The sequence below is a fragment of the Psychroserpens mesophilus genome (assembly GCF_050617655.1).
Lineage (GTDB): Bacteria > Bacteroidota > Bacteroidia > Flavobacteriales > Flavobacteriaceae > Psychroserpens > Psychroserpens mesophilus_A.
On the sequence record NZ_JBODQC010000001.1, the window covers coordinates 301,365 to 326,179 of the forward strand.

Sequence of the window (24,815 nt, forward strand, 5' to 3'; positions counted from 1 at the left end):
TGAGCGCGTTTTTTATTTAATACTATATCCGAAATTTATAATTTTGGTACACTTTTAAAAATAGAACATAACAATGAGCGATGCTTTAAAACATGAATGCGGAATTGCACTCATAAGACTTAAAAAACCATTAGAGTATTATAAAGAAAAATACGGAAGTGCATTTTATGGTGTTAACAAAATGTATCTCATGATGGAAAAGCAACACAATCGTGGTCAAGATGGTGCTGGTTTTGCAAGTATAAAATTAGACACACATCCTGGCGAACGCTACATAAGTCGTGTACGTTCAATTGCCCAGCAGCCTATTCAAGATATTTTTGATCAAATCAATAAACGCATTAATGAAGAGTTGACAGAGCATCCAGAATACCAAGATAATGTTGCTCTTCAAAAAAAACACATTCCCTACATAGGTGAATTGCTTTTAGGTCATGTTCGTTATGGTACCTTTGGAAAAAACAGCGTTGAAAGTGTTCATCCTTTTTTGAGACAAAACAATTGGATGCATAGAAACCTTATTGTTGCGGGAAATTTTAACATGACCAACGTAAATGAACTGTTTGATGGTCTGGTTACACTTGGACAACATCCAAAAGAGAAGGCAGACACCATAACCATCATGGAAAAAATTGGTCACTTTTTGGATGATGCCGTTAGTAAAATATATAAAAAACTAAAAAAAGAAGGCTATAGCAAAAGTGAGTGTTCACCTTTAATTGCAGAACGCTTGAATGTCGCTAAAATCTTAAAAAAAGCAGCTAAAAACTGGGATGGTGGTTATGCTATGGCTGGACTCTTAGGTCATGGAGATTCTTTTGTATTAAGAGATCCTGCCGGAATTAGACCAACCTATTATTATGAAGATGATGAAATTGTCGCTGTCGCTTCAGAACGTCCAGTAATACAAACCGTATTTAATGTCAATTTTGAAGATGTAAAAGAATTGGCTCCAGGACATGCTATCATTACCAAGAAATCTGGAGAGGTATCCATTAAAAAAATCCTTGAACCTTTAGAACGAAAAGCCTGCTCATTTGAACGCATTTATTTTTCTCGAGGAAGTGATGCCGAAATATATCAAGAGCGCAAAAAATTAGGAAAATTATTAATGCCTAAGGTTTTAGAAGCTATAGAAGGAGACACTAAGAATACCGTCTTTTCGTACATACCAAATACTGCTGAAACGTCGTTCTTCGGAATGATAGAAACAGTTGAACAACATTTAAACGAGCGTAAAACTCAAGCAATATTAGATGGCAACGGAAAACTTTCCGCAGAGAAAGTAACCGAAATACTTTCTGAAAGACCTAGAATTGAAAAAATCGCAATTAAAGATGTAAAGCTCAGAACTTTCATTACTGAAGATAGCAGTCGTGATGACTTGGTAGCACATGTCTATGATGTGACTTATGGTGTTATTAAACCAGATGACAATTTGGTAATCATTGATGATAGTATTGTTAGAGGCACCACTCTCAAAAAGAGTATCATTAAAATGATGGATCGTTTAAATCCGAAACAAATTGTAGTTGTGTCTTCTGCACCTCAAATTCGTTATCCAGATTGTTACGGTATTGACATGGCAAATCTCGAAAGTTTAATCGCATTTAGAGCCATGTTAGAGTTGTTAAAAGAAAACAACAAATATCATTTAGTTGAAGAGGTCTATCATAAATGTAAAGCTCAAGTAGATTTAAAAGACCATAATGTTAAAAATTTCGTAAAAGATTTATACAGTGAATTTACTGCAGATCAAATTTCTGATAAGATTGCTGAATTAATATCTGACACAAGCGTAAAAGCCAAAGTAAAAACCATTTTTCAACCTATCGAAAACCTGCACGAAGCTTGTCCTAAAAATTTAGGCGATTGGTATTTTACAGGAAACTATCCAACTGTTGGAGGTAACCGTGTCGTGAACAGAGCTTTTATTAATTTTTACGAAGGAAACAAAGAAAGAGCTTACTAGACAAAATGCTCAATTTTAGCATTTTATCCGAAAAAAAGTGTTGTTTATCCGAAAAAAATGCTTTTCGTCTAATATTTGTGAAAGATTAAACAAAATACGCATACATTGGTGTCACCATAACATAAGTAGGTTAAGTTCATGGTAGATTTGGGGCAAAAAAAGGTGAACATATGTTCACCTTTTTTTATTAATATATGTTCACAGATATATAATTACTTGCTTCTAAATTTCTTTTCTGTCGTATTTAAAGAATTTCTTTATTACCACATATAAACTACGAATACTATCGTTTTTCCCGTTTAAGCCAATTTATATGTCGTTAGTCTAAAAAATTTAACAATTAGAAAAAAGTCCACTTATATTTGTGTCACCATAACATAAGTAGGTTAAGTTTATGGTAGATTTGGGGCAAAAAGGATGAACAACTGTTCATCCTTTTTCATTTCAAAAACCATATCAAATATCACTTCTATTTCAATTCCTAAATATAAAAAAAGCAAACTCAAATGATGAGCTTGCTTTCATAACTTTTGCATTAATTAGATTGTTTATTTCGCTTCTGCGTAACGTCTTTCAACTTCATTCCAGTTGATAACTTTAAAAAAGGCATCGATGTAATCTGGTCGTCTGTTTTGATAGTTTAAATAGTAAGCATGTTCCCAAACGTCTAAGCCTAAAATTGGTGTTCCTCCACAAGTTACACCTGGCATCAATGGATTATCCTGATTTGGTGTTGAACATACATCAACTTTTCCTCCTTTATGAACACACAACCATGCCCATCCTGATCCAAACTGAGTTGCTGCTGCCTTACTAAAAGCCTCAACAAAAGCATCTTTAGAACCAAATTCAGCTTCAATAGCATCTTTTAATTCACCAGATAAATAGCCTCTGTCTTCAGGATTCATTACTTCCCAGAATAATGAATGGTTATAAAAACCTCCTCCATTATTTCTAACACCTGCATTATTCATGTCTAAATTAGTTAAAATATCTTCAATAGATTTTCCTTCTAAATCGGTGCCTTCAATAGCAGTATTGAGTTTAGTCGTATATCCATTATGATGTTTTGTGTGATGTATTTCCATTGTACGAGCATCTATATGAGGCTCTAAAGCGTCGTATGCGTATTTTAATTTCGGTAATTCGAAAGCCATAATTTTATGTTTTTTTATTGTTAATACTTAATAATACCAAATTTACACATAAAACAGCGCAATTAAAAATATTAAATAGCTATGAACTCATTGATAGTTTTTATAATTTTAAGCGTGCAAAAGCAATCTCCTTTTAGAATTTATAACGCATCTGCAGGAAGCGGCAAAACCTATACCTTAGTTCAAGACTATTTAAAGATTCTCTTTAGCTCAAATAGTCTTTTAGCTTTTCGAAATATCTTAGCCCTTACATTTACAAACAAAGCTGTTGGAGAAATGAAAGAGCGCATTATTGAAACACTCAAAGCCTTTTCTGAAGAATCCATTTTTGACACTTCAAATAGCATGTTTGATGCCATTGCAAACGATTTAAATCTGGAACCTAAAGTATTGCACGAAAAATCTAAAGTGCTATTACATACAATGGTTCACAATTATGCTGCATTTGATATCTCTACTATAGACAAGTTTAACCATAAACTCATTCGGACGTTTGCTCACGACTTAAAACTTCCTGTTAATTTTGAAGTTGAACTCGACACAAAAACCATGTTGAGCAAAGCCGTTGATAAACTTATTGACAAAGCAGGAAGCGATAATGAACTAACAAAAATTCTGGTAGACTTTGCTATAGAAAAGACTAATGACGATAAAAGCTGGGATATTTCTTATGACTTTAATGCTATTGCTGAATTATTGATTAATGAAAATGAAATTCCATATATCGATCAACTTAAAACTAAAACGCTTAACGACTTTAAGCATCTAAAAGCTAATTTACAAAAGCAATACAAAACTGCTTCTAACAATGTCATTGAGATTGCAAAAACCCTTCTTGAATTGATCCATCATACTTCATTAAATCACAATGATTTTTCAAGCAGCTATTTACCTAAACACTTTATCAAACTAGCTGAAGGAAACTTTAATGTATCGTTTTCTACCAAATGGCAAAACGACCTTTTAGAAGGATTACCTGTATATCCAAAAAAAGCTTCAGATGATGTTGGACATGCAATTGAAGGAATTCGTGAACAATTAACAGACGCCTTTCTAAGCACCAAAAAAGGTGTTTTTCAAATTAAATTTTTAAAAAATGCACTAAACAATGTAACTCCATTATCTGTTTTAGGAGTCATTAAAAAAACACTAGACGAACTAAAAGAAGAAGACGACCTCTTATTAATTTCAGAATTTAACGCTATCATTAATAAAGAAATACGAAAACAACCTACTCCTTTTATATACGAGCGAATAGGTGAAAAATTCAAACATTATTTTATTGATGAGTTTCAAGACACTTCCGTTTTGCAATGGGAAAATTTAATTCCGCTGGTTGCCAGTACCATTTCTGGAGAAAATCTAAAAGGCGAAACAGGAACTGCCATGATTGTTGGTGATGCAAAACAAGCCATTTACAGATGGCGAGGTGGACGAGCAGAACAATTCATTGATTTGTATTCTGAAGGGAATCCATTTCATGTAGAAAAAACTGTTAAAAATCTTCCCTCCAATTACAGAAGTTTTAAACAGATTGTAGAATTTAACAACACGTTTTTTAATCATATTTCCGATTTTGCTTTTTCAAACCTACAGCATCAGCACATTTACAAAAATGCTCATCAAGATTTTATATTTAAAAATGAAGGTTATGTAGAATTATCTTTCTTGAATACCGATGACGAGGACAAAAATGAATTGTACTGCCAAGCCGTTTTAAATACCATTGAAAAAGCACAAAAAAACGGATTTTCCCTTAAAGATATTTGCATTATTGTTAGGCGAAAAAAAGAAGGCATTGCCATAGCAGAATATTTAAGCAGTAAGCATTACGCCATAATATCTTCGGAAACCCTCATGCTTAAAAATGCTCCAGAGGTTAATTTTATTATTAATATTTTAACCCTAGCCATTCAGCCAAAAAATGATGAAGTTAAGATTGATACACTAAAATATTTAGCAGAACATCAATTATCACTTGTTGATAAACACGAGTTTTTCAGACAGTTAGTTCACAAAGATCTGTTTAAACTTTTTGAGGCACTCAACGATTTTGGTTATCAATTTGATTTTAACCGGTTTTTACAATTACCTATTTATGAAGCCATAGAAGATGTTTTACGACAATTTAAACTTAATACGTCTTCTAATGCTTATGTTCAGTTTTTCTTAGACGAAGTTTTAGATTATTCGCAAAAATACAATACCAGTATTTCAGGATTCCTGGAGTATTGGGAAAGAAAAAAAGATTCATTGAGTATTGTATCACCTCAAGGCAAAGATGCTGTTCAAATTATAACCATTCATAAGTCGAAAGGCTTAGAGTTTCCGGTTGTTATTTTTCCTTATGCTAATCAAGGCATCTATTTTGATTTGAATCCAAAAGTATGGTTTCCTGTTAATAAAAATAACTTTAATGGATTTTCTCATTTGTATTTGAATCTAAATAAAGATCTCGAAGACTTTAATGAAACTGGCCACATGCTATATAATGAATACCTGTCAGAACTCGAATTAGATAGTATTAACCTGCTTTATGTAGTGCTTACCAGACCCATTGAACAATTATACATCATCTCAGAGTTTGACGTTGATAAAAAAACACAAACTGAAAAGCTAAATACTTATTCAGGCTTATTTATAAATTATTTAAAGGCTCATGATTATTGGAAAGACGATACATTTACTTACAGTTTTGGAAATCCTGTAAAAACCTCTGAAGCAAAAACAGCTACGCATGATACCATATTTCAAAATGAGTTTATTTCAACAGCAAAAGAAGAGCATAATCTGAATATTGTAACAAGTTCTGGATATTTATGGGATACGCTTCAGGAAAAAGCCATTGAGAAAGGAAATCTAATCCATAATATCATGTCTGAAGTTAAAACAGCTGAAGATGTTGAGTACATTTTAGATGCATACAAAAATTCAGGAAAAATTAACACTTTACAGTACAAAGAACTAAAAGTAATGGTTTATAATATTGTAAATCACAATCAATTACAACCTTTTTTTAATTCTGAACTCACCATATATAACGAGCAGGATATCATTACTAAAAAAGGGCAGCTCTTAAGGCCAGATCGCATTGTGATTAACTCTAAAAATGAAGCGGTTATCATTGATTATAAAACAGGTTTAACAAATTCTAAACATCAAGAACAGCTTTACGATTACCAATTAGTCATGGAAGACATGAATTTTAAAGTTATTAAAAAGATTCTGATTTATATAAATGATGAAATAACAATAAAAGAATTTTAAATTTGTAAAAAAATAGTAATTATGTACGGAAAAATCCAACAACACTTACAAACCGAATTACAAAACATAAAAGATGATGGGCTTTTTAAAGAAGAGCGTATTATCACTTCAGCACAAGGCGCTGAAATTACCTTAAATACAGGTCAAAATGTATTAAATTTTTGTGCCAATAATTATTTAGGACTTTCATCACATCCCGATGTGATACAGGCAGCTAAAGATACTATGGACACTCATGGTTTTGGGATGTCATCTGTTAGGTTTATTTGTGGCACTCAAGATATTCACAAAACATTAGAGGCTAAAATTGCAGAGTTTTACGGCACAGAAGACACCATATTATATGCAGCTGCATTTGATGCAAATGGAGGTGTTTTTGAACCTTTGCTTGGAAAAGAAGATGCCATTATTTCAGATTCATTAAACCATGCTTCTATCATAGATGGCGTTCGTTTGTGCAAAGCAGCTAGATATCGCTATAAAAATAACGATATGAACGATTTAGAACAACAGCTTATTTCTGCTAATGAAAATGGTGCACGTTTTAAAATTATAGTAACCGATGGTGTGTTCTCCATGGATGGCTTAGTGGCTCCTTTAGATCAAATTGCTGATTTAGCAGATAAATATGATGCAATGGTTATGATTGATGAATGTCACGCTACTGGTTTTATAGGTGAAACCGGTCGAGGCACCTTAGAAGAAAAAGGGGTTATGGGACGTATTGATATTATCACAGGAACTTTAGGCAAGGCTCTTGGTGGTGCAATGGGAGGATACACCACAGGAAAGAAAGAAATAATTGAAATGTTAAGACAGCGATCAAGACCTTATTTGTTTTCAAACTCATTGGCTCCAGCAATAGTTGGTGCTTCTATAAAAGTTTTTGACATGCTTTCCAAAGACACCTCACTCAGAGACACTCTAGAGGAAAATATAAGCTATTTCAAAAAAGGACTGAAAGACGCTGGTTTTGATGTTATTGACGGAGATTCGGCTATAGTACCTGTAATGCTTTACGATGCTAAGCTTTCTCAAACCATGGCAAAAATGTTATTAGATGAAGGCATATACGTAATCGGTTTCTTCTTTCCAGTAGTACCAAGAGAAAAAGCAAGAATACGTGTTCAACTATCAGCCGCTCATACAAAAGGTCATTTAGACAAAGCTATAGAAGCTTTTACAAAAGTAGGAAAACGATTAAATATTATTTAAATTGAGTCCAAACTCCCTAAATTTAATGTAACTAATCAATATTTTTATATATTTGTCTTTGTTAATAAAATTTAACAACTTACTTTTGCTTAGAATTAACACTTATAACACTTAAAATTAAAATTATTAGAATATGAAAAATCTTAGCAGATTATTTTTCGTTTTGTTGCTTGCTTTAAGCTTCAATGCTAATGCACAAGATGAAAACAACCCTTGGAAAGTTAGTATTGGCGCAAATGCGGTTGACCTTTATCCAGTTGGAGAAGATGCTCCAAGAGGTGAATTCCTTGACGAATATTTTAACGTAAATGATCACTGGAACATTCTTCCGTCTTTATCAACAATATCTGTTTCTAGATACATAGATGCAGGTTTTAGTTTAACTGCAGCGGGTTCGATTAACGAAATCAAAAAAATTGGTGATTTAGAAGTACGTGATTTATCTTACTACGCTTTAGATGGTACTGTTTCTTATAGTTTTATGAAACTTCTTAAGTCTAAAAGAGTAGATCCTTTCTTAGGCATTGGTGGTGGTTACACTTGGGTAGACGAAATTGGTGCTGGAACTTTAAATGGTTCTGTAGGTATAAGCTACTGGTTTAGCGATAACATTGGTATAACAGCTCAATCAGCTTATAAAACTGCTTTCGAAGATTACTTAGTGGATCACTTCCAACATTCATTAGGTGTATCTATCAAGTTTGGTGGTAAAGATACTGATTCTGATGGTATCTACGACCAAAATGATGCATGTCCAGATGTGCCTGGTTTAGAAGCTTTCAACGGTTGTCCAGATTCTGACAACGATGGTATCGAAGATGCTAAAGATGACTGTCCTAACGAAGCTGGTTTAGCTGAATTTAATGGTTGCCCAGATTCTGATGGTGATGGTGTAGCTGATAATGTTGATGATTGCCCAACTGTGGCAGGTCTTGCAGCACTTAACGGTTGCCCAGATGCTGATGGTGATGGTGTAGCTGATAATGCTGATGATTGTCCTAATGAAGCTGGACCATCTGCAAACAAAGGATGCCCTTGGCCAGATACTGATGGTGATGGTGTTTTAGATAAAGATGATAAATGTCCTAACGAAGCTGGAACTGTAGCTAATAATGGTTGTCCAGAAATTCTTCCAACTGCAGAAGTAATGGAAGAGCTTAACAGCTATGCTAGAACTATATTATTTAATTCAGGTAAAGCGTCTTTCAAGTCTGAAACAGATGCTGTATTAAAAGCAATGACAGCTATCTTTAAAGAATATCCTAAAGCAAACTTCTCTATTGAAGGTCATACTGATAGTGATGGTGCAAAATCATCTAACCAGATATTATCTGAAAGAAGAGCTAACGCTGTAAGAGATTACTTAATCGCTAACGGTATTAATGCTGACAGATTATCAGCAAAAGGATTTGGTGAAGATTACCCAATCGACACAAACAAAACTAGAGCTGGAAAAGCTAACAACAGACGTGTTGAGGTAAAACTTCAAAAATAAGTTCTATCAAAACATTTTAAATAAATAAAAAAAACGCTCCGAAATTCGGAGCGTTTTTTATTTTTATAACATGGTAAGTTTTTTAAATGACGTTGTTGTTGACCTTCAAAAAAAGAATGCTGATTTTTCGCATTTAACCTTCATTTTACCAAGCAAAAGAGCTGGAGTATTTCTGAAGCATAATATTTCTAAACACCTTAACAAAACCATTTTTGCACCAAGAATTCTATCGATTGAAGAATTTATAGAATCACTTTCTAATCTTACATATGCTGATAATACTGAACTACTATTTGAATTTTATAACGTTTACTTAAAACATACGCCTAAAGAGCAAATAGAGCCCTTTGATACATTTTCAAAATGGGGTCAAATGCTTTTACAAGATTTTAATGAAATTGACCGATATCTCGTTTCTCCTAATCATATTTTTGACTACTTAAATGCTATAAAGGAAATTGAACATCAACACTGGTCTTTAGATGAAAACCAAACATCTTATGTGAAAAATTATCTTGCGTTTTGGAATCGTTTAAAATTGCTTTACACTGAATTAAACAATCAATTAATTCAAAATAAAAAGGGATATCAAGGGCTTGTTTATAAAGAAGCTATTGAAAATCTTGAGCAATTCATCGCTTCTCAAACCAATGTAACATATATCTTTGTTGGATTTAATGCACTCAATAAAGCAGAAGAAATAATCATACAAGAGCTTTTGCAGCAGAATATAGCTCATATTTACTGGGACATAGATGCAAGCTTTGTTGAAGATCAAATACATGATGCAGGCTTATTTATAAGAGCACACAAAAAGAAATGGCATTATTTCAATACTGAAAGTTTTAATTGGTTATCAAATTATTATACTTCAGAGAAAACTATAAACTGCATTGGCGCTCCTAAGAACATTGGTCAAATCAAATATGTAGGAGAATTGCTTTCAAATTTGAAAACTCAAAAGAAGTCTTTAGAGCACACAGCGATTGTTTTGGGAGACGAGTCTTTACTTATTCCGCTGTTAAATTCAATTCCTAAAAACATTGGTCCAATTAATATTACAATGGGTCTTCCTCTGAGCAATATTCCTATGGCTTCGTTGTTTGAAAACTTATTCAGATTACATAAATCAGACGCTCAAACTCTTTACTATAAAGATGTTATTACCATCTTATCCAATCCGTTTGTAAAACCCCTTTTTAATTCGGAAGGTAATAGTGTTTCAGACAACATTATTTATGACATTCAACAAAACAACATTAGCTATATTTCTATTGATACATTAAAAACTCTCGCTATTAATGAATCAGAAATTATAGACTTATTATTTGGTTCATGGCATAACAATTCTGAAACCGCATTAAAACAATGTTCACGACTGATATTAGAGATAAAAGCCGTTTTAGATAAAAATAAACAGAACAACCTCTTAGCTTTAGAATACCTATACAGGTTTAATGTGGTATTTAATGAATTAGAAACACTAAACAACACATATTCATACATACATAATATAGCGACGCTTTTCGGACTCTATAAAGAGCTTTTAAAGAGTGAAACTTTAGACTTTAAAGGAGAGCCTCTTAAAGGGTTGCAAATTATGGGAATGCTTGAGTCTAGGGTTCTTGACTTTGAAACGGTAATCATTACATCAGTTAACGAAGGCATATTACCTGCTGGAAAAAGCAACAGCTCCTTTATTCCATTTGATGTAAAGCTTGAAAACAATATGCCAACCTATAAAGAAAAGGATGCTGTTTACACCTATCATTTTTATCGATTGTTACAACGAGCTCAAGACATACACATTATTTACAATACAGAGCCAGATGTTTTAAATGGAGGTGAAAAAAGTCGCTTTATAACTCAGCTTGAAATTGATGACACTCACAACATCAGGCATTATTTAGTGTCTCCAAAAGTACCAATAACAGATCAAAATCTTATTGAGATTACAAAATCCTCAAACATTATTGAAGCATTAAAGTGCTATTCAAAATCAGGGTTTTCACCATCATCACTTACAAATTACATAAGAAATCCTCTTGATTTTTATTATGAAAAAATTCTCGGAATAAAACAATATGAAGATGTTGAAGAAAATGTTGCCTTAAATACCTTAGGTACTGTAATTCATAATACCCTCGAAGATTTTTACAAACCACTTGAAAATCAAAATTTAACTCTAGGTCACATTACCAAAATGAAATCTAACATAGACAACACTGTTAGTCAACATTTTAAAGCAGTATATAAGAAAGGTGATATCACTAAAGGAAAAAATCTTATTATTTACAAAATAGCCAAACATTACATATCAAATTTTTTAAATCTTGAACAAAAGGCTATTAAAGAAGGGAACACCATTAAAATCATAGCCATAGAAACTAAAAACGAAGTTCCGATTAAAATTGATGGCTTAGATTTTCCAATTATTTTAACTGGTAAAGTAGATCGCGTAGATGAGTATAATGGTGTTACAAGAATTATCGATTATAAAAGTGGTCGTGTAGAACAAAGCAAAGTTGAAATCGTAAACTGGGAAGACATTACCTCAGATTACGATAAGTATAGTAAAAGTTTTCAAGTACTGATGTATGCCTATATGATGCATAAACAGAAAAAAATAGAGTTACCCGTTGAAGCTGGCATTATATCATTTAAAAAATTAGGTTCAGGGTTTATGAAATTTGGAAAAAAAGCATCTAAAGGAACAAGAACTAAAGACAATTTTATAACAGAAGACACATTAAGTGCTTTTGAAGCAGAATTGAAAAAACTCATCTTCGAAATATGTAATCCAGAAATAAACTTTATAGAAAAAGAGGTTTAGCAATGATAGTAAAAAACCTAATACTTCAAAGAGAAAACAATAAACCAATTGTTTGGGATGCCTATTTTAAAGCTAATGACATAAAGAAACCTGTCGTTATCTTTTGTCATGGCTATAAAGGGTTTAAAGATTGGGGAAGTTGGGATTTAGTAGCAGAAACCTTCAGTAATCAAAATTTGTTTTTTGTAAAGTTTAATTTTTCACATAATGGAGGAACAGCCGAAAATCCAATAGATTTTCCAGATTTAGAAGCTTTTGCCGAAAATAATTATACTAAAGAGCTTACAGATTTAAGCGATATTCTCAATTTTATCCTGTCTGAAAACTTTCAATTCAAAAATGAAATTAACAGTCAAAACATCACGCTTATTGGTCATTCACGAGGTGGTGGAATTTCAATTATAAAAGCTTCCGAAGATGAAAGAATCACAACACTAATAACATGGGCTAGTGTAAGTGATTATGGTATTCGTTTTGGGACTAATGAAGATATTAACGAATGGCGACAAAAGGGTGTAAAGTATGTTTTAAACGGAAGAACAAAACAACAAATGCCACACCATTTTCAGTTTTACAAAGATTTTCAATTGAATCAGGAACGATTAAATATAGAACGTTCAGCAAAAAAACTAGACATTCCGTTTTTAATCATTCATGCAAAAGGTGATACTTCTGTTGCGTTTAATGAAGCGAACAAGTTACATTCTTGGACTCCCAAAAGTGAGCTTTTCGAAATTAAAGACAGTAATCATACCTTTGACACTTCACATCCTGTAAAAAACAATAAGCTCTCTAAAACCATGGCTCTGGCTGTAGAAAAAAGTATTGATTTTATAAAATAGAAATTGTGGAGAAGATGGGATTCGAACCCACGACCTCTTGACTGCCAGTCAAGCACTCTAGCCAACTGAGCTACATCCCCAGATTATTTCAATCCTTTTAAAACTAAAACAGGTAAATTACTGCTAAAGTCTTTTTTAAGTATTGTGTTTTTTTCCCATTTCTTCATAAAGAATCCTCGTTTACGTCTGACTACACATAATAAATCTGGATTATTTTCTTTATAATGTTCTAAAACACCTTGATAAGTAGTTGCATTCTCAGCAATAGTTGTGTTCGTTATAAGACCTGCTAACTCTTCATTCACATCAAAGTCACCTTCGTTATGAAACGGTGTTCTTACCAATAGTAAATTTAAAACCGCTTTAAATTGATTTTTAATCGTTATTAAAGGGGTTAATGCATCTTCTTTTTTAATAATAGCCGACTTCATAGCTAAAAGAATTTTTACAATAGGCTTATAAACATAACCTTCAGGAACTATTAAAGCTGGAATATTAGTTTGCTTTACAATTTTACCTGAGGTTTTTCCTAAATATACCTCATCTTTTATAGAGTTTGTTCTTGGCTCTAAAATAATTAAGTCTACATCTAAAGTTTGACAAGCTAATTCTAAAGTATCTCCAAGCTTTCCTTTAAAGGTTTTTAATATAATCTCAACATTCCTTTGATTCACCTTATCAACATGACTCTTTAAAAACCCTAAGCTTTCGCGTTCTATCATTTCATCTACTTTCATCATTGTTCCAGCTTTAGTCTGAACATTATAAACTTGAACTACGTATAATTTTGCACCAAAGGCTTTTGCAAAATCAACAGCATATTGTAAATGGCTTACAGAATTTTTCGATGAACCAACTGGAACTAGAATAGACTTCATAATCAAATATTTAAAAGTAAATTTGTAAAAATATTTGGCAAAGGTAACTATTAAAAATGATTCGAAAAGCATCTCTAAAAGATATTGATAGTTTAATTGAAATTACAAAAGCTTGTGCTGGTGATATGATTGTTAAACATATTTTTCAGTGGAACGAACATTATCCCAATAGAACTGCTTTTGAAAATGATATCAAGCGAAAGGAGCTTTATGTTCTAGACATCAAAAACACTATTATAGGTTGCATTGTTATCTCAACTTTTATGGATGCTGAATACCTTCCGGTTATATGGTTAACTCCAAATAAAAATAATAGTTACATTCATCGTCTGGCAGTTCATCCAAAACATCAGGGAAAAGGCTACGCACAGTTATTAATGGATTATGCTGAAAACCATGCCGTTGAAAACAATGATACATCCATAAGATTAGATACCTTTTCAAAAAACATGAGAAACCAAAAGTTTTACGAACTTCGCGGTTATAAAAAATTAGGCGCTATTTATTTTCCGAAGCAAAGTGAAGATCCGTTTTTTTGTTATGAATTGATTCTTTGAAAACAGACATTACATTAAAAAATATTAATAAACTTGCTATTCCTGCTTTAATTGCTGGAGTGGCTGAACCTATTCTGTCCCTAACCGATACAGCCATTATTGGAAATGTCGATTACAATGCGGCAGAATCTTTAGCAGCAGTTGGTATTGTAGGCACTTTTATATCTATGCTTATTTGGGTCTTAGGACAAACAAGAAGTGCGATATCGTCAATCGTTTCTCAACATCTTGGTGCTAACAAATTAGACCATGTTAAAAACTTACCTGCTCAAGCTATTTTTATCATAACGTCTGTAAGTATCTTAATTATCATATCAACATGGCCATTTGCTTCTCAGATTTTCAAACTTTATAATGCATCGCATCTTATTTTAGATTATAGCGTAGATTACTATCGTATTCGCGTTTTTGGGTTTCCATTTACCTTGTTTACTATAGCTGTTTTTGGGACCTTTAGAGGACTTCAAAACACGTTTTATCCAATGGTTATTGCCATTATTGGAACTCTGGTAAACATCGTTTTAGATTTCGTTTTGGTGTATGGTATTGAAGGTGTCATCAATCCTATGCATATCAAAGGTGCAGCCTATGCAAGTGTTGTTGCTCAAATTATAATGGCATTATGCTCAGCTTATTTCTTATTAAAAAAGACAGATATTTCATTAAGAGTTACGTTTCCGTTTAATGCAGAAATCAAAAACTTCACTTTTATGATACTTAATTTATTTGTCAGAACATTAGCTCTTAATGTAACTCTATATTTTGCAACACGCTTTGCAACATCTTATGGAACCGAATATATTGCAGCATATACAATTGCTATTAACCTGTGGTTTTTAGGTGCATTTATTATTGATGGTTATGCAAGCGCAGGAAACATTTTGTCTGGTAAATATTTTGGAGCAAAAAATTATAAGAAATTAGTTGAACTAAGTTATTTTTTGATTAAATGTGGTATTGGTGTTGGAATCATTTTAGCTGTTTTAGGCTTGATTACATACAACTTTGTTGGTTCAATCTTTACTCAAGATCCATTAGTTTTAAAGGAATTCTATAACGTCTTTTGGATTGTTCTAGCCATGCAGCCACTTTGTGCATTAGCTTTTATTTTTGACGGCATGTTTAAAGGAATGGGTAAAATGAAATTTTTAAGAAACCTTCTTTTATTGTCAACAGGTTTGGTATTTATTCCTGTGTTATTCTTACTTGATGCTTACAATTTGAAGCTATATGCTGTATTTATTGCTTTAACACTCTGGATTATAGCTAGAGGGTTTCCATTAATTATAAAATTCCGACAACTATTTTTACCACATGTTCAAAAGACGTAACTTTGATTAATAATACGCTTTAAACATGAATGTGCTTTTAATATCTCTAATTCAAGATTCAGGTTATGATATTGGTTATGCTATTGGGCAAAATTTACCTTATATCATTTTATTAATTTTAGCGTTTATTCTGTTTCGGTATTTTAAAAATAAATCAAAAAAATAATCTATGGATTTTATGTCATTTATAAGCGGAAGCGGTTTATTCCTTATTTTAGGAATCGTGCTGGTTGTTGTATATTTTATCAACCGAAATAAAAGAAGATAGTTTATCTTATTTTTAGCCAACCTGTAATACTTAACCGTTCCGTTTCAACAGGTTTTACCTCATGTTCAATAATTTGGCTTTCAAAAATAACAATGCGTCCTGGAAATGGATATATTACTTTTTGAATTTCACAGCCATTATCATCTAGGTATAATACCAATTCTCCTCCGTTTTCAGGTTTCCAATCTTCTTCGTTTAAGTAACAAACGATTGAAAGTTTACGTCTGTCATCATTTTGAAATGTATCAATATGACGCTTATAAAATGTTCCTTTAGGATATAATGCGTAATGAAACTCTTTCTGCAAAATTCCCATAAAACAGGTTTTATTGAGATAAGCTACTAAATCATTTATGCAATCAAAAAACAAACGTTCTGCTGTGTTAGAAAGACTTTCATCAATCCATAAAATCTGATCACCTCTGATAGATTTTACAATAATCTCATTGACACGATTTCCTATTGCTGCCTTTTTAAAACAGTCCTCTTCATGTTTATATAGCAACGATTGTCTTAAGAGCGATACCGTTTCCGATGAGAAGAAACCATCAATAATACTGTATTTTTGTTGTCCGATGTCATGAATTAGTTGTTCATAAACTGGGTTTTCAATAAATGGAATAGCTTCAAAAAGCTCTTTTGCTGTTGTTTTAATCATCTGATAATCATATGTTTAAACTCGTATTTAAGTTTAAAAGCCAGCAAATGTAATCTAAAATCCAATTGCTTTTACAAAATGAATATCTTTGCAATGAAAATAATCTTTAGATGAGCAATATTCGTATTACAAAACAGTTCTCTTTTGAAACAGGTCATGCGTTGTATGGTTATGACGGAAAATGTAAAAACGTACATGGACATAGTTACAGATTGGATGTTACTGTTATTGGCACACCTATTTCAGACCACAGCCATGTAAAGTTTGGAATGGTTATCGATTTTAGTGACCTAAAAAAAATAGTGAAAGAAGAAATTGTTGATGTCTTTGATCATGCCACTGTTTTTAATAAAAACACGCCTCATGTTGAACTTGCAAAAGAACTTGAACAAAGAGATCATAATGTACTACTTGTAGATTATCAACCAACGAGTGAAATGATGGTGATTGATTTTGCTGAAAAAATAAAAAACAGATTACCAAAAAATATTAAACTGCACTCTTTAAAATTACAAGAAACAGCAACCTCTTACGCTCAGTGGTTTGCTTCAGATAATGACTAAACCAACACACATAAAAATTCCTGAAGGTAAATCTATTTATTTTGCTTCAGATAATCATTTAGGAGCACCAACCATGGAAGCATCGCTTCCACGTGAAAAGAAATTTGTAGCCTGGTTAGACGACGTTAAAACTGATGCTGCTGCGATTTTTCTGTTAGGAGATTTATTCGATTTCTGGTTTGAATATGGAACGGTCGTCCCAAAAGGCTTTGTAAGAACTTTAGGGAAGTTAGCAGAAATCAGTGATTCTGGTATTCCCATTTATTTCTTTGTTGGAAATCATGACCTTTGGATGAATGGCTATTTTGAAAAAGAACTCCATATTCCTGTATTTCATAAACCTAAAGAATTTATCTTCAACGATACCTCATTTTATATTGCTCATGGTGATGGTCTAGGGCCTTTTGATAAAGGTTATAAACGTATGAAAAAAGTGTTCACAAATCCTTTCTTCAAGTTTTTATTTAAGTGGTTGCATCCAGATATTGGAATGAAGATTGCGCAATACTTGTCTGTAAAAAACAAACTCATTTCGGGAGAACATGATGCAACTTATTTAGGAGCTGACAAAGAATGGCTGATTCAGTATAGCAATTCAAAATTAAAAGAAGCACATCGTGACTATTTTGTGTATGGTCATCGTCATTTACCAATGGAAGTTGAGCTTGGCAGTAATTCTAAATATGTGAATCTTGGCGATTGGATTCAATATTTTACCTATGGTGTTTTTGATGGAAAAGATTTTGAGTTGAAGACTTATAAATAATTAAACTTCGTCTTTTTCATGCTCCTCCAAATCTTTAGCTAAATCCAGTTTTCTGAATGAAGGTGAAACAAAAGCTGTTGTAACCACTGTAATTAATGTCATTGTACCTCCAAAAACCACAGCAGTAGCAGTTCCCATTAATTTAGCTGTTAACCCACTTTCAAAAGCACCAAGTTCATTAGATGACCCAACAAACATTGAATTTACTGAGGACACACGTCCTCGCATATGATCTGGCGTTTTTAGCTGAAGAATGGTTTGACGAATCACCATAGACACACCATCAAAAACACCACTTAAGAATAAGGCAATCACAGACATCCAGAATACAGTAGATAATCCAAATGCGATGATGCTCAAACCAAATCCGAAAACAGCAACCAGTAATTTTAGTCCAGCTTTTTTTACAATAGGAATATAAGCCGTTACCAGCATGGTTAGAAACGAACCTACATTTGGTGCTGCTACTAAAATCCCGAAACCTTCCGGACCAGCATCTAAGATATCTGTTGCAAAAACTGCAGCTAAAGCAATGGCTCCTCCAAATAGCACAGAAATCATATCTAAAGTTAAAGCGCCTAAAATAGCTTTGGTCTTAAACACAAAATTAACACCTTCCTTTAAACTTTTAACGATAGGTTCACCAATATTAGGATTAAGAATGGGTTTCTTTTTAATTCGAAACAACATGAGTAACGAAAACATGACTAAGCCAAACACAATACAAAGCGACCAGTGCACTCCCATTTGTTCATTTTCACCAAGTAAGCCAATCGAAAAACCAGCAAAAGAAACGCCTAAAACACGAGCCATTTGCCAGGTAGAACTATTCCAGGTTGCCGCATTTGGATATATTTTCTTTGGAACAATAAGTGCTACTAATGAAAATATGGAAGGTCCGAAAAACGATCGTAACAATCCGCCAAAAAACACCAAAGCATAAATAGCGTACAAAATATGTTTTACAGACCAGGATTCAGATATTTCGGGCGATGTAACCCAAAACAGTCCAAAACTAATAATCGAAAATAACGCAATACACACTGCAAGCAGATTTCGCTTTTCTCTTTGATCTACAATATGTCCTGCGAATAATGCCATTCCTAAAGCTGGAATGATTTCCATGAGTCCGATTAAACCAATGTACAAAGGATCTTTCGTAAGTGCATACACTTGCCATTCGATAATCACAAACTGCATCGACCAGGCAAATACTAAAGCGAAACGAACCAATATAAAGATATTGAATTCTCGATAGCGTAATGCCGCATAAGGATCTTTTTTAGCCATAGTTAACCTTTAATATCTCTAATTTTCAATTGTAAACTTACATTGCCTTGCCAGTGATTTTCATCAATGGAATACACAGCCTTGAATGTTTTCTTATTATTAATTAAATTTAGCTTGTTTCCTAAATTAAAAGCAATTCCAACCATTTTTTGATGCCCTTGACTAACGGTTAAACGCAAATGTTTATCAGCTTCACCAACACATTTACCATAACCTGTATCTTTTAGGTTTTCAGTCATAAATATTGGTGTCATGTTTCCTGGACCAAAAGGTGCAAACTGGCTAATAATCCTGTAAAACTTAGGTGTAATATCACTAAGTTCAATTTGCTCATCAATTTTAATTTCAGGAATGAGTAAGTTTCGGTCTATCGTTTGAGAAACCTCATCTTCAAACGCTTGCTTAAAGGCTTCATAATTATCAGGATGTAATGTTAAACCAGCAGCATATTTATGTCCACCAAATTGTTCAATATATTCACTACACGCTTCCAAAGCATTATAAACGTCAAATCCTTTAACCGATCGTGCAGAAGCAGCTAACTTAGCTCCACTTTTTGTAAAGACTAAAGTTGGTCTGTAATAGGTTTCGGTTAGTCTTGAAGCCACAATACCAATCACGCCTTTATGCCAAGACTCATGATACACGACAGAGGTTAGTCTATCTTCTTCCTTATTTTTTATAATTTGTTCTAAAGCTTCTTCAGTGATTCGTTGATCTGCTTCTCTTCTATCGAGATTGAATATGTTGATTTCTTTAGCATATTCTTCAGCTAAAAACTCATCGGTTTCTGTGAGTAAAGTGACAGCATAATTACCATGTTTCATTCGTCCGGCAGCATTAATTCTTGGAGCGACAACAAAGACAACATCTGTAATGGTGAGTTCTTCTTTTTTTACTTCGGAAATCAATGCTTTAATGCCAGGTCTCGGATTGGTATTTATGACTTGCAATCCGAAATAGGCTAAGGCACGATTTTCTCCGGTTATAGGAACGATATCTGCACCAATTGCAGTGGCAACTAAGTCTAAATATTCAACTAAATCTTCAACCGATTGACCATCTTTTGAAGCTAATGCTTGAATTAATTTAAACCCAACGCCACAGCCACAAAGCTCTTTATAAGGATACTCACAATCGTCTCGTTTTGGGTCTAAAACAGCTACTGCTTTAGGCAATTCATATCCTGGTCTATGATGATCACAAATGATAAAGTCAATCCCTTTTTCAGCTGCATAAGCGACTTTATCAATGGCTTTAACTCCGCAATCTAAAGCAATAATTAGTGTGAATTCATTATCGTGAGCAAAGTCAATCCCTTTGTAAGACACACCATAGCCTTCATCATAACGATCTGGAATGTAAGTTGCAATACGATCTGATTTGGTTTTTAAATAAGACGACATTAAAGCAACAGACGTGGTTCCATCAACATCATAATCACCAAAAACCAAAATGTTTTCATCGTTTGCTAAAGCTTTTTCGATACGAGCAACAGCCAAATCCATATCTTTCATTAGAAACGGATCATGTAAGTCTTTTAAGCTTGGTCTGAAAAATGTTTTAGCAGCTTCATAAGTATCAATGCCACGTTGTATCAATAAAGTGGCTACAGCACGATCCACCTGAAGTGCTTTTTGCAAGTCTTCAACAATTTTTGAATCTGGTTTTGGTTTTAGAGTCCAACGCATGAATTAATCTCTGTGAAATTAGATGTCATTTAAAACTTAGCGAATCCCTTTAAAAAGGTTTCAACTGTGCTCAACCTGACAACAATGATAGCAATATTATACTAATATAGAAAATTTTCGCTATATGTTGTGATAATGAATCGATGTTTTTACTTCGGCAAAGCGTCTGAACATTTCCATCACACCACAATATTTTTCAATGGAAAGATCTACTGCTTTTTTAATTTTCACTTCATCTAACTGATCTCCATAAAAATGATACTCTACAGAAACTGAATGGTAATATTTAGGATGCTCTTCAGTTAAGTCACCAAAGGTATCAATTCTAAAATCTGAAAACGATACTTTCATTTTCTTTAGAATAGACACCACATCTAATCCAGAACAACCAGCTAACGACGATAGCATCATGGCTTTAGGTGCGAGTCCTGAATTGTAACCACCATTTTCAGGTGATGTATCCATGAGTAATGTTTTTCCACTGGGATTATCAGAATCAAATTGCAAGTTTCCTTTCCAGTGAGTGACTACTTTATGAGACATAGTTTTAAGAATTAAGTTATAAACCGCTTAAGTAATTATATGTTATCTTAGTCAAAAATACTATTAAAAAACTCAAATTTCTATTCCATATGGCATTAGTTACACCATTATCAGCAGAGCACGATCTAGAAACCAAACAGCTTGCAGAATTCTTTAATGAGACCCTTGGCTTTTGTCCAAATTCGGTCTTAACCATGCAACGTCGTCCTGCTATTAGTAAGGCGTTTATCAATTTAAACAAAGCTGTAATGGCTAACGAAGGTCGCGTGACTTCTGCTTTAAAACGAATGATTGCCTGGGTAAGTAGCAATGCAACGGGATGTCGTTATTGTCAGGCACATGCTATTCGCGCTGCAGAACGTTATGGAGCCGAACAAGAACAATTGGATAATATTTGGGAATACAGAACACACGAGGCGTTTTCTGAAGCTGAACGTGCTGCACTTGATTTTAGTTTAGCAGCTTCTCAAGTTCCAAACGCTGTGAATGCAGACATTAAGAAGCGTTTATATGAACATTGGAACGAAGGTGAAATTGTAGAGATGCTTGGTGTGATTTCTTTATTTGGGTATCTCAACCGTTGGAACGATTCTATGGGAACAACTATGGAAGAAGGCGCTGTTGAAAGTGGCAAACAGTATCTAGGAAAATATGGTTTTGAAGTTGGAAAACATGATGGATCTCAGTATTAGATTGTCATTCCGACAGAGTGAAGGATGAACGACGAGGAATCTCATTCTTTTAGATTCTTCGCTTCGCTATGAATGACAAAAAATTAAAAATTATTTTTTAATTACATTTTGAATAATTTTCTTCAATTCTGGCAAAACCGCCTCCTCAAACCAAGAATTCTTAGTCAGCCAAAACCGGTTTCTCGGACTAGGATGTGGTAACACAAAATACTGAGGCAAGTAGTCTTTATAATTGGCAACTGTTTCGGTTAAATTACGTTTAGCAGTTTCTTTTAAATAATACTTTTGAGCATACATCCCAATTAAAATCACCAACTCTACTTTTTCCATTTGATCAAATAAAAGCTGATGCCATTGTGGTGCACATTCTGGTCTTGGTGGTAAATCACCACTTTTTCCTTTTCCTGGATAACAGAATCCCATTGGGATAATGGCAAATTTGGTTTTGTCGTAAAACTCATCTTCAGAAACCTCCAGCCATTTCCGCAATTGCTTTCCAGAAGCATCATCCCAAGGAATACCAGACTTATGAACCTTAGTTCCTGGTGCCTGACCAATAATCACAATTTTAGAATCTGGATGCGCTGTTGCAACTGGTCTCGGATCTAAAGGAAGGTGTTCTTTGCAGATTCGGCATTGCCGTATGTGATGAAGTAAGTCTTGCATTTATCATTTTTCAGCCAACATGCTTTTTAAATCATTACTATATGAAGGATAGGTGAAAATTTGATTTTTGAAATCATCTACAGTCATAGCGTTCTTAATTGCCATACTTAAAATATTTATCGTTTCAATAGCTTTAGCCGCTAATAAATGTGCTCCTACAATTCGATTTGTTCTCTCATTTACTAAAATTTTATAGGCATACACATCTGTATTTTCCTTTTTTGCATTATACCAATCTGAAGCATCGCCTTTATACATCTTGATAGATTTATAATGTTTATTTGCTTCTTCTTCAGAAAAGCCAACACTTGCCAAATTAGGATGTGTAAATACCACTGATGGCACTAACTGATTTTGAAATTCCTTTTTATTTCCATGAACAATATTATATCCAGCAATATGACCTTGTAGTCCTGAAAGTGGTGTTAATGGTAAAGATTTGCTGGACACATCTCCACAGGCATACACTTTTGGATTGCTTTTACTTTGCATAAAGTCATTCACCAAAACACCAGAATCATCAAACATAACATCTGCATTTTCTAATTCTAATAATTCAATAGCAGGTACACGACCAGATGCATTGTAAACCACTCGCGATTTCAATGATGTAGTCTTTCCTTTTCTCTTATATATAACACGGTAATTTTTTCTCAATTTTTCTACGGAAAGAGGATCAGCCTCGAAAATAAAATCCACACCATTTTTCCTTAAATTTTCCACTAATTTTTCTACCAAGTAAGAATCAAATTGAGATAAGGCTTTATGAGTTTTCTCAATCATAGTGACTTTACAACCTAAAGTAGAAAGCATGTAACAAAATTCCATTCCAACATAACCAGAACCTATAAAAATAGCAGATTTCGGAATTTTTTTTAAGTTTAGAATGTCATCACTATTTTGAAGAAGTTCAAACCCTTTCATTTTTAGAGGTCTTACAACCAGTCCTGAAGCAATTACAAAATAGTCTGCAGAAATGGTTTTACCTTCAACTAAAACTTCAGATTCACTAATGAATTTTGGAGATTGGTGGTATAAATTAATCCCTAATTGATTTAAATCGTTTTCTGTAGCTTGAGGTACAGGTTTGGTAAATTTTGATTTGAATTTCTGAACAGACTTCCATTTTATTTCTGGTAATTCTGATACACCACGTCCTTTCAATTGTTTAGATTGATGTACTAAATTTGTGAATTGCATCATCAACTTTTTTGGGTCACATCCTCTGATAGCACAAGTTCCACCAAATTCTCTTTTATCTGAAAGGGCAACAGTCAATCCAGACTTAGCACAGATTTCTGCTGCGGTTTGACCTGCGATACCACTACCAATGACGAATACATTATAATGCTTTATTTCCATGTTCGATAAGTTAAAGGAATTTAAATAAGATGGAATGATTATTTTAATACTAAAGCTATAAAATTTATCGCATTTGTATTATTTCTTTCCAGAAACGACAATCACAATCTCCCCTTTTGGTGGTTTATTACTATAATAGTCTAACACTTCTTTGGCTGTACCTCGTGTCGTTTCTTCATAGAGTTTTGTCAATTCTCGAGATACAGAAACTGGTCTGTTTTCTCCAAAATACTCACAAAAATTAGTTAGTGTTTTTATCAGCTTATGCGGACTTTCATAAAAAATAATGGTTCGAGCTTCTTCTGCTAAAAACAATAATCGGGTTTGTCGACCTTTTTTTACGGGAAGAAATCCTTCAAATACAAATTTGTCATTGGGTAATCCCGAATTCACCAATGCTGGTACAAAAGCAGTTGCTCCTGGTAAACAGTCTACTTCTATATCGTTTTCAACACAAGCTCTGGTTAATAAAAACCCAGGATCAGAAATTGCTGGTGTTCCTGCATCACTAATCAATGCAATGGTTAATCCGCTTTTAAGTTTCTGAATCAAGCCATCAACCATTTTGTGTTCGTTATGCATATGGTGACTTTGCATTGGTGTTCCAATTTTAAAATGCTTGAGTAGCTTTCCTGAAGTACGTGTGTCTTCAGCTAAAATTAAATCGACTTCTTTGAGCACCTCAACAGCTCTAAAAGTCATATCTTTTAAATTTCCTATTGGAGTTGGTACAATATAAAGTTTAGACATTATCATTTTGATTGTTTCC

At 33.3% G+C, this 24,815-nt stretch carries 21 protein-coding genes and 1 tRNA gene; 12 read left to right on the forward strand and 10 right to left on the reverse strand.

Translation table 11 applies throughout. From position 1 onward, the window contains the following. Window positions 1-73: 73 nt before the first annotated feature. Window positions 74-1,972 (forward strand): amidophosphoribosyltransferase, encoded by a 1,899-nt coding sequence (locus ACRHNM_RS01315; protein ID WP_431132871.1) that lies wholly within the window; start codon window positions 74-76, stop codon window positions 1,970-1,972. Between the two features lie 548 nt (window positions 1,973-2,520). Here the strand turns inward: ACRHNM_RS01315 and ACRHNM_RS01320 are convergent. Continuing rightward, the gene (locus ACRHNM_RS01320) at window positions 2,521-3,129 is read right to left on the reverse strand and encodes a superoxide dismutase (RefSeq protein WP_431132873.1); all 609 of its coding nucleotides are present in this window, start codon (window positions 3,127-3,129) and stop codon (window positions 2,521-2,523) included. Window positions 3,130-3,210: 81 nt separating this feature from the next. On the opposite strand from ACRHNM_RS01320, the gene ACRHNM_RS01325 reads away from it, so the two are divergent. The 5 genes from ACRHNM_RS01325 to ACRHNM_RS01345 all read left to right on the forward strand — a co-directional run bounded on the left by ACRHNM_RS01325 (window position 3,211) and on the right by ACRHNM_RS01345 (window position 12,781). Next, window positions 3,211-6,396, forward strand: coding sequence for a UvrD-helicase domain-containing protein (locus ACRHNM_RS01325; protein WP_431132874.1), 3,186 nt, complete (start codon window positions 3,211-3,213; stop codon window positions 6,394-6,396). Window positions 6,397-6,417: 21 nt separating this feature from the next. Beyond that, on the forward strand, window positions 6,418-7,611 hold the full coding sequence (kbl, locus tag ACRHNM_RS01330) for a glycine C-acetyltransferase (RefSeq protein ID WP_431132876.1): 1,194 nt from the start codon (window positions 6,418-6,420) through the stop codon (window positions 7,609-7,611). Between the two features lie 133 nt (window positions 7,612-7,744). Then, complete coding sequence (locus ACRHNM_RS01335; protein WP_431132878.1) at window positions 7,745-9,106, forward strand: OmpA family protein; 1,362 nt, start codon at window positions 7,745-7,747, stop codon at window positions 9,104-9,106. Window positions 9,107-9,176: 70 nt separating this feature from the next. Further along, window positions 9,177-11,939, forward strand: a complete 2,763-nt coding sequence (locus tag ACRHNM_RS01340; protein WP_431132880.1) for a PD-(D/E)XK nuclease family protein — start codon at window positions 9,177-9,179, stop codon at window positions 11,937-11,939. 2 nt (window positions 11,940-11,941) lie between these two features. Beyond that, on the forward strand, window positions 11,942-12,781 hold the full coding sequence (locus ACRHNM_RS01345) for an alpha/beta hydrolase family protein (RefSeq protein WP_431132882.1): 840 nt from the start codon (window positions 11,942-11,944) through the stop codon (window positions 12,779-12,781). A 6-nt stretch (window positions 12,782-12,787) separates the two neighbouring features. On the opposite strand, the gene ACRHNM_RS01350 is transcribed toward ACRHNM_RS01345, so the two are convergent. Both ACRHNM_RS01350 and ACRHNM_RS01355 read right to left on the reverse strand, forming a co-directional pair. After that, window positions 12,788-12,861 (reverse strand) — tRNA-Ala (locus ACRHNM_RS01350). Between the two features lie 3 nt (window positions 12,862-12,864). Then, the gene (locus ACRHNM_RS01355; protein WP_431132884.1) at window positions 12,865-13,659 is read right to left on the reverse strand and encodes a universal stress protein; all 795 of its coding nucleotides are present in this window, start codon (window positions 13,657-13,659) and stop codon (window positions 12,865-12,867) included. Window positions 13,660-13,715: 56 nt separating this feature from the next. Between ACRHNM_RS01355 and ACRHNM_RS01360 the strand changes: the two genes are divergently transcribed. Genes ACRHNM_RS01360 through ACRHNM_RS01370 form a run of 3 tightly spaced genes read left to right on the forward strand, consistent with a single transcriptional unit; the run spans window position 13,716 to window position 15,713 of the window. Then, window positions 13,716-14,216 (forward strand): GNAT family N-acetyltransferase, encoded by a 501-nt coding sequence (locus ACRHNM_RS01360; RefSeq protein WP_431132886.1) that lies wholly within the window; start codon window positions 13,716-13,718, stop codon window positions 14,214-14,216. Further along, on the forward strand, window positions 14,213-15,547 hold the full coding sequence (locus tag ACRHNM_RS01365; RefSeq protein ID WP_431132887.1) for an MATE family efflux transporter: 1,335 nt from the start codon (window positions 14,213-14,215) through the stop codon (window positions 15,545-15,547). Before ACRHNM_RS01360 ends, ACRHNM_RS01365 begins: the two co-directional genes overlap by 4 nt. A 25-nt stretch (window positions 15,548-15,572) precedes the next feature. Further along, window positions 15,573-15,713, forward strand: a complete 141-nt coding sequence (locus tag ACRHNM_RS01370; protein WP_431132889.1) for a hypothetical protein — start codon at window positions 15,573-15,575, stop codon at window positions 15,711-15,713. A gap of 103 nt (window positions 15,714-15,816) precedes the next feature. On the opposite strand, the gene ACRHNM_RS01375 is transcribed toward ACRHNM_RS01370, so the two are convergent. Next, the gene (locus ACRHNM_RS01375; RefSeq protein ID WP_431132891.1) at window positions 15,817-16,473 is read right to left on the reverse strand and encodes a 2OG-Fe(II) oxygenase; all 657 of its coding nucleotides are present in this window, start codon (window positions 16,471-16,473) and stop codon (window positions 15,817-15,819) included. Between the two features lie 110 nt (window positions 16,474-16,583). Between ACRHNM_RS01375 and ACRHNM_RS01380 the strand changes: the two genes are divergently transcribed. Beyond that, window positions 16,584-17,036, forward strand: a complete 453-nt coding sequence (locus tag ACRHNM_RS01380; protein ID WP_431132893.1) for a 6-pyruvoyl trahydropterin synthase family protein — start codon at window positions 16,584-16,586, stop codon at window positions 17,034-17,036. Beyond that, complete coding sequence (locus ACRHNM_RS01385) at window positions 17,029-17,802, forward strand: UDP-2,3-diacylglucosamine diphosphatase (RefSeq protein ID WP_431132895.1); 774 nt, start codon at window positions 17,029-17,031, stop codon at window positions 17,800-17,802. The genes ACRHNM_RS01380 and ACRHNM_RS01385 overlap by 8 nt, the downstream gene beginning before the upstream one ends. Here ACRHNM_RS01385 and ACRHNM_RS01390 read toward each other — a convergent pair whose 3' ends face one another. The 3 genes from ACRHNM_RS01390 to ACRHNM_RS01400 all read right to left on the reverse strand — a co-directional run bounded on the left by ACRHNM_RS01390 (window position 17,803) and on the right by ACRHNM_RS01400 (window position 21,326). Next, window positions 17,803-19,092, reverse strand: coding sequence for an MFS transporter (locus ACRHNM_RS01390; RefSeq protein ID WP_431132897.1), 1,290 nt, complete (start codon window positions 19,090-19,092; stop codon window positions 17,803-17,805). 2 nt (window positions 19,093-19,094) lie between these two features. Then, a complete protein-coding gene (gene recJ / locus ACRHNM_RS01395) occupies window positions 19,095-20,783 on the reverse strand; it encodes a single-stranded-DNA-specific exonuclease RecJ (protein ID WP_431132899.1) in 1,689 nt (562 codons plus the stop codon). A gap of 120 nt (window positions 20,784-20,903) precedes the next feature. Further along, complete coding sequence (locus ACRHNM_RS01400) at window positions 20,904-21,326, reverse strand: OsmC family protein (protein ID WP_431132901.1); 423 nt, start codon at window positions 21,324-21,326, stop codon at window positions 20,904-20,906. 89 nt (window positions 21,327-21,415) lie between these two features. Between ACRHNM_RS01400 and ACRHNM_RS01405 the strand changes: the two genes are divergently transcribed. Further along, on the forward strand, window positions 21,416-22,018 hold the full coding sequence (locus tag ACRHNM_RS01405; protein WP_431132903.1) for a carboxymuconolactone decarboxylase family protein: 603 nt from the start codon (window positions 21,416-21,418) through the stop codon (window positions 22,016-22,018). Between the two features lie 90 nt (window positions 22,019-22,108). On the opposite strand, the gene ACRHNM_RS01410 is transcribed toward ACRHNM_RS01405, so the two are convergent. From ACRHNM_RS01410 to rsmI, 3 genes are all read right to left on the reverse strand, one after another. Continuing rightward, window positions 22,109-22,684, reverse strand: coding sequence for a uracil-DNA glycosylase family protein (locus tag ACRHNM_RS01410; RefSeq protein WP_431132904.1), 576 nt, complete (start codon window positions 22,682-22,684; stop codon window positions 22,109-22,111). Window positions 22,685-22,687: 3 nt separating this feature from the next. Then, on the reverse strand, window positions 22,688-24,046 hold the full coding sequence (locus ACRHNM_RS01415) for a dihydrolipoyl dehydrogenase family protein (RefSeq protein ID WP_431132906.1): 1,359 nt from the start codon (window positions 24,044-24,046) through the stop codon (window positions 22,688-22,690). Between the two features lie 78 nt (window positions 24,047-24,124). Then, on the reverse strand, window positions 24,125-24,796 hold the full coding sequence (gene rsmI, locus ACRHNM_RS01420; RefSeq protein WP_431132908.1) for a 16S rRNA (cytidine(1402)-2'-O)-methyltransferase: 672 nt from the start codon (window positions 24,794-24,796) through the stop codon (window positions 24,125-24,127). Window positions 24,797-24,815 lie beyond the last annotated feature (19 nt).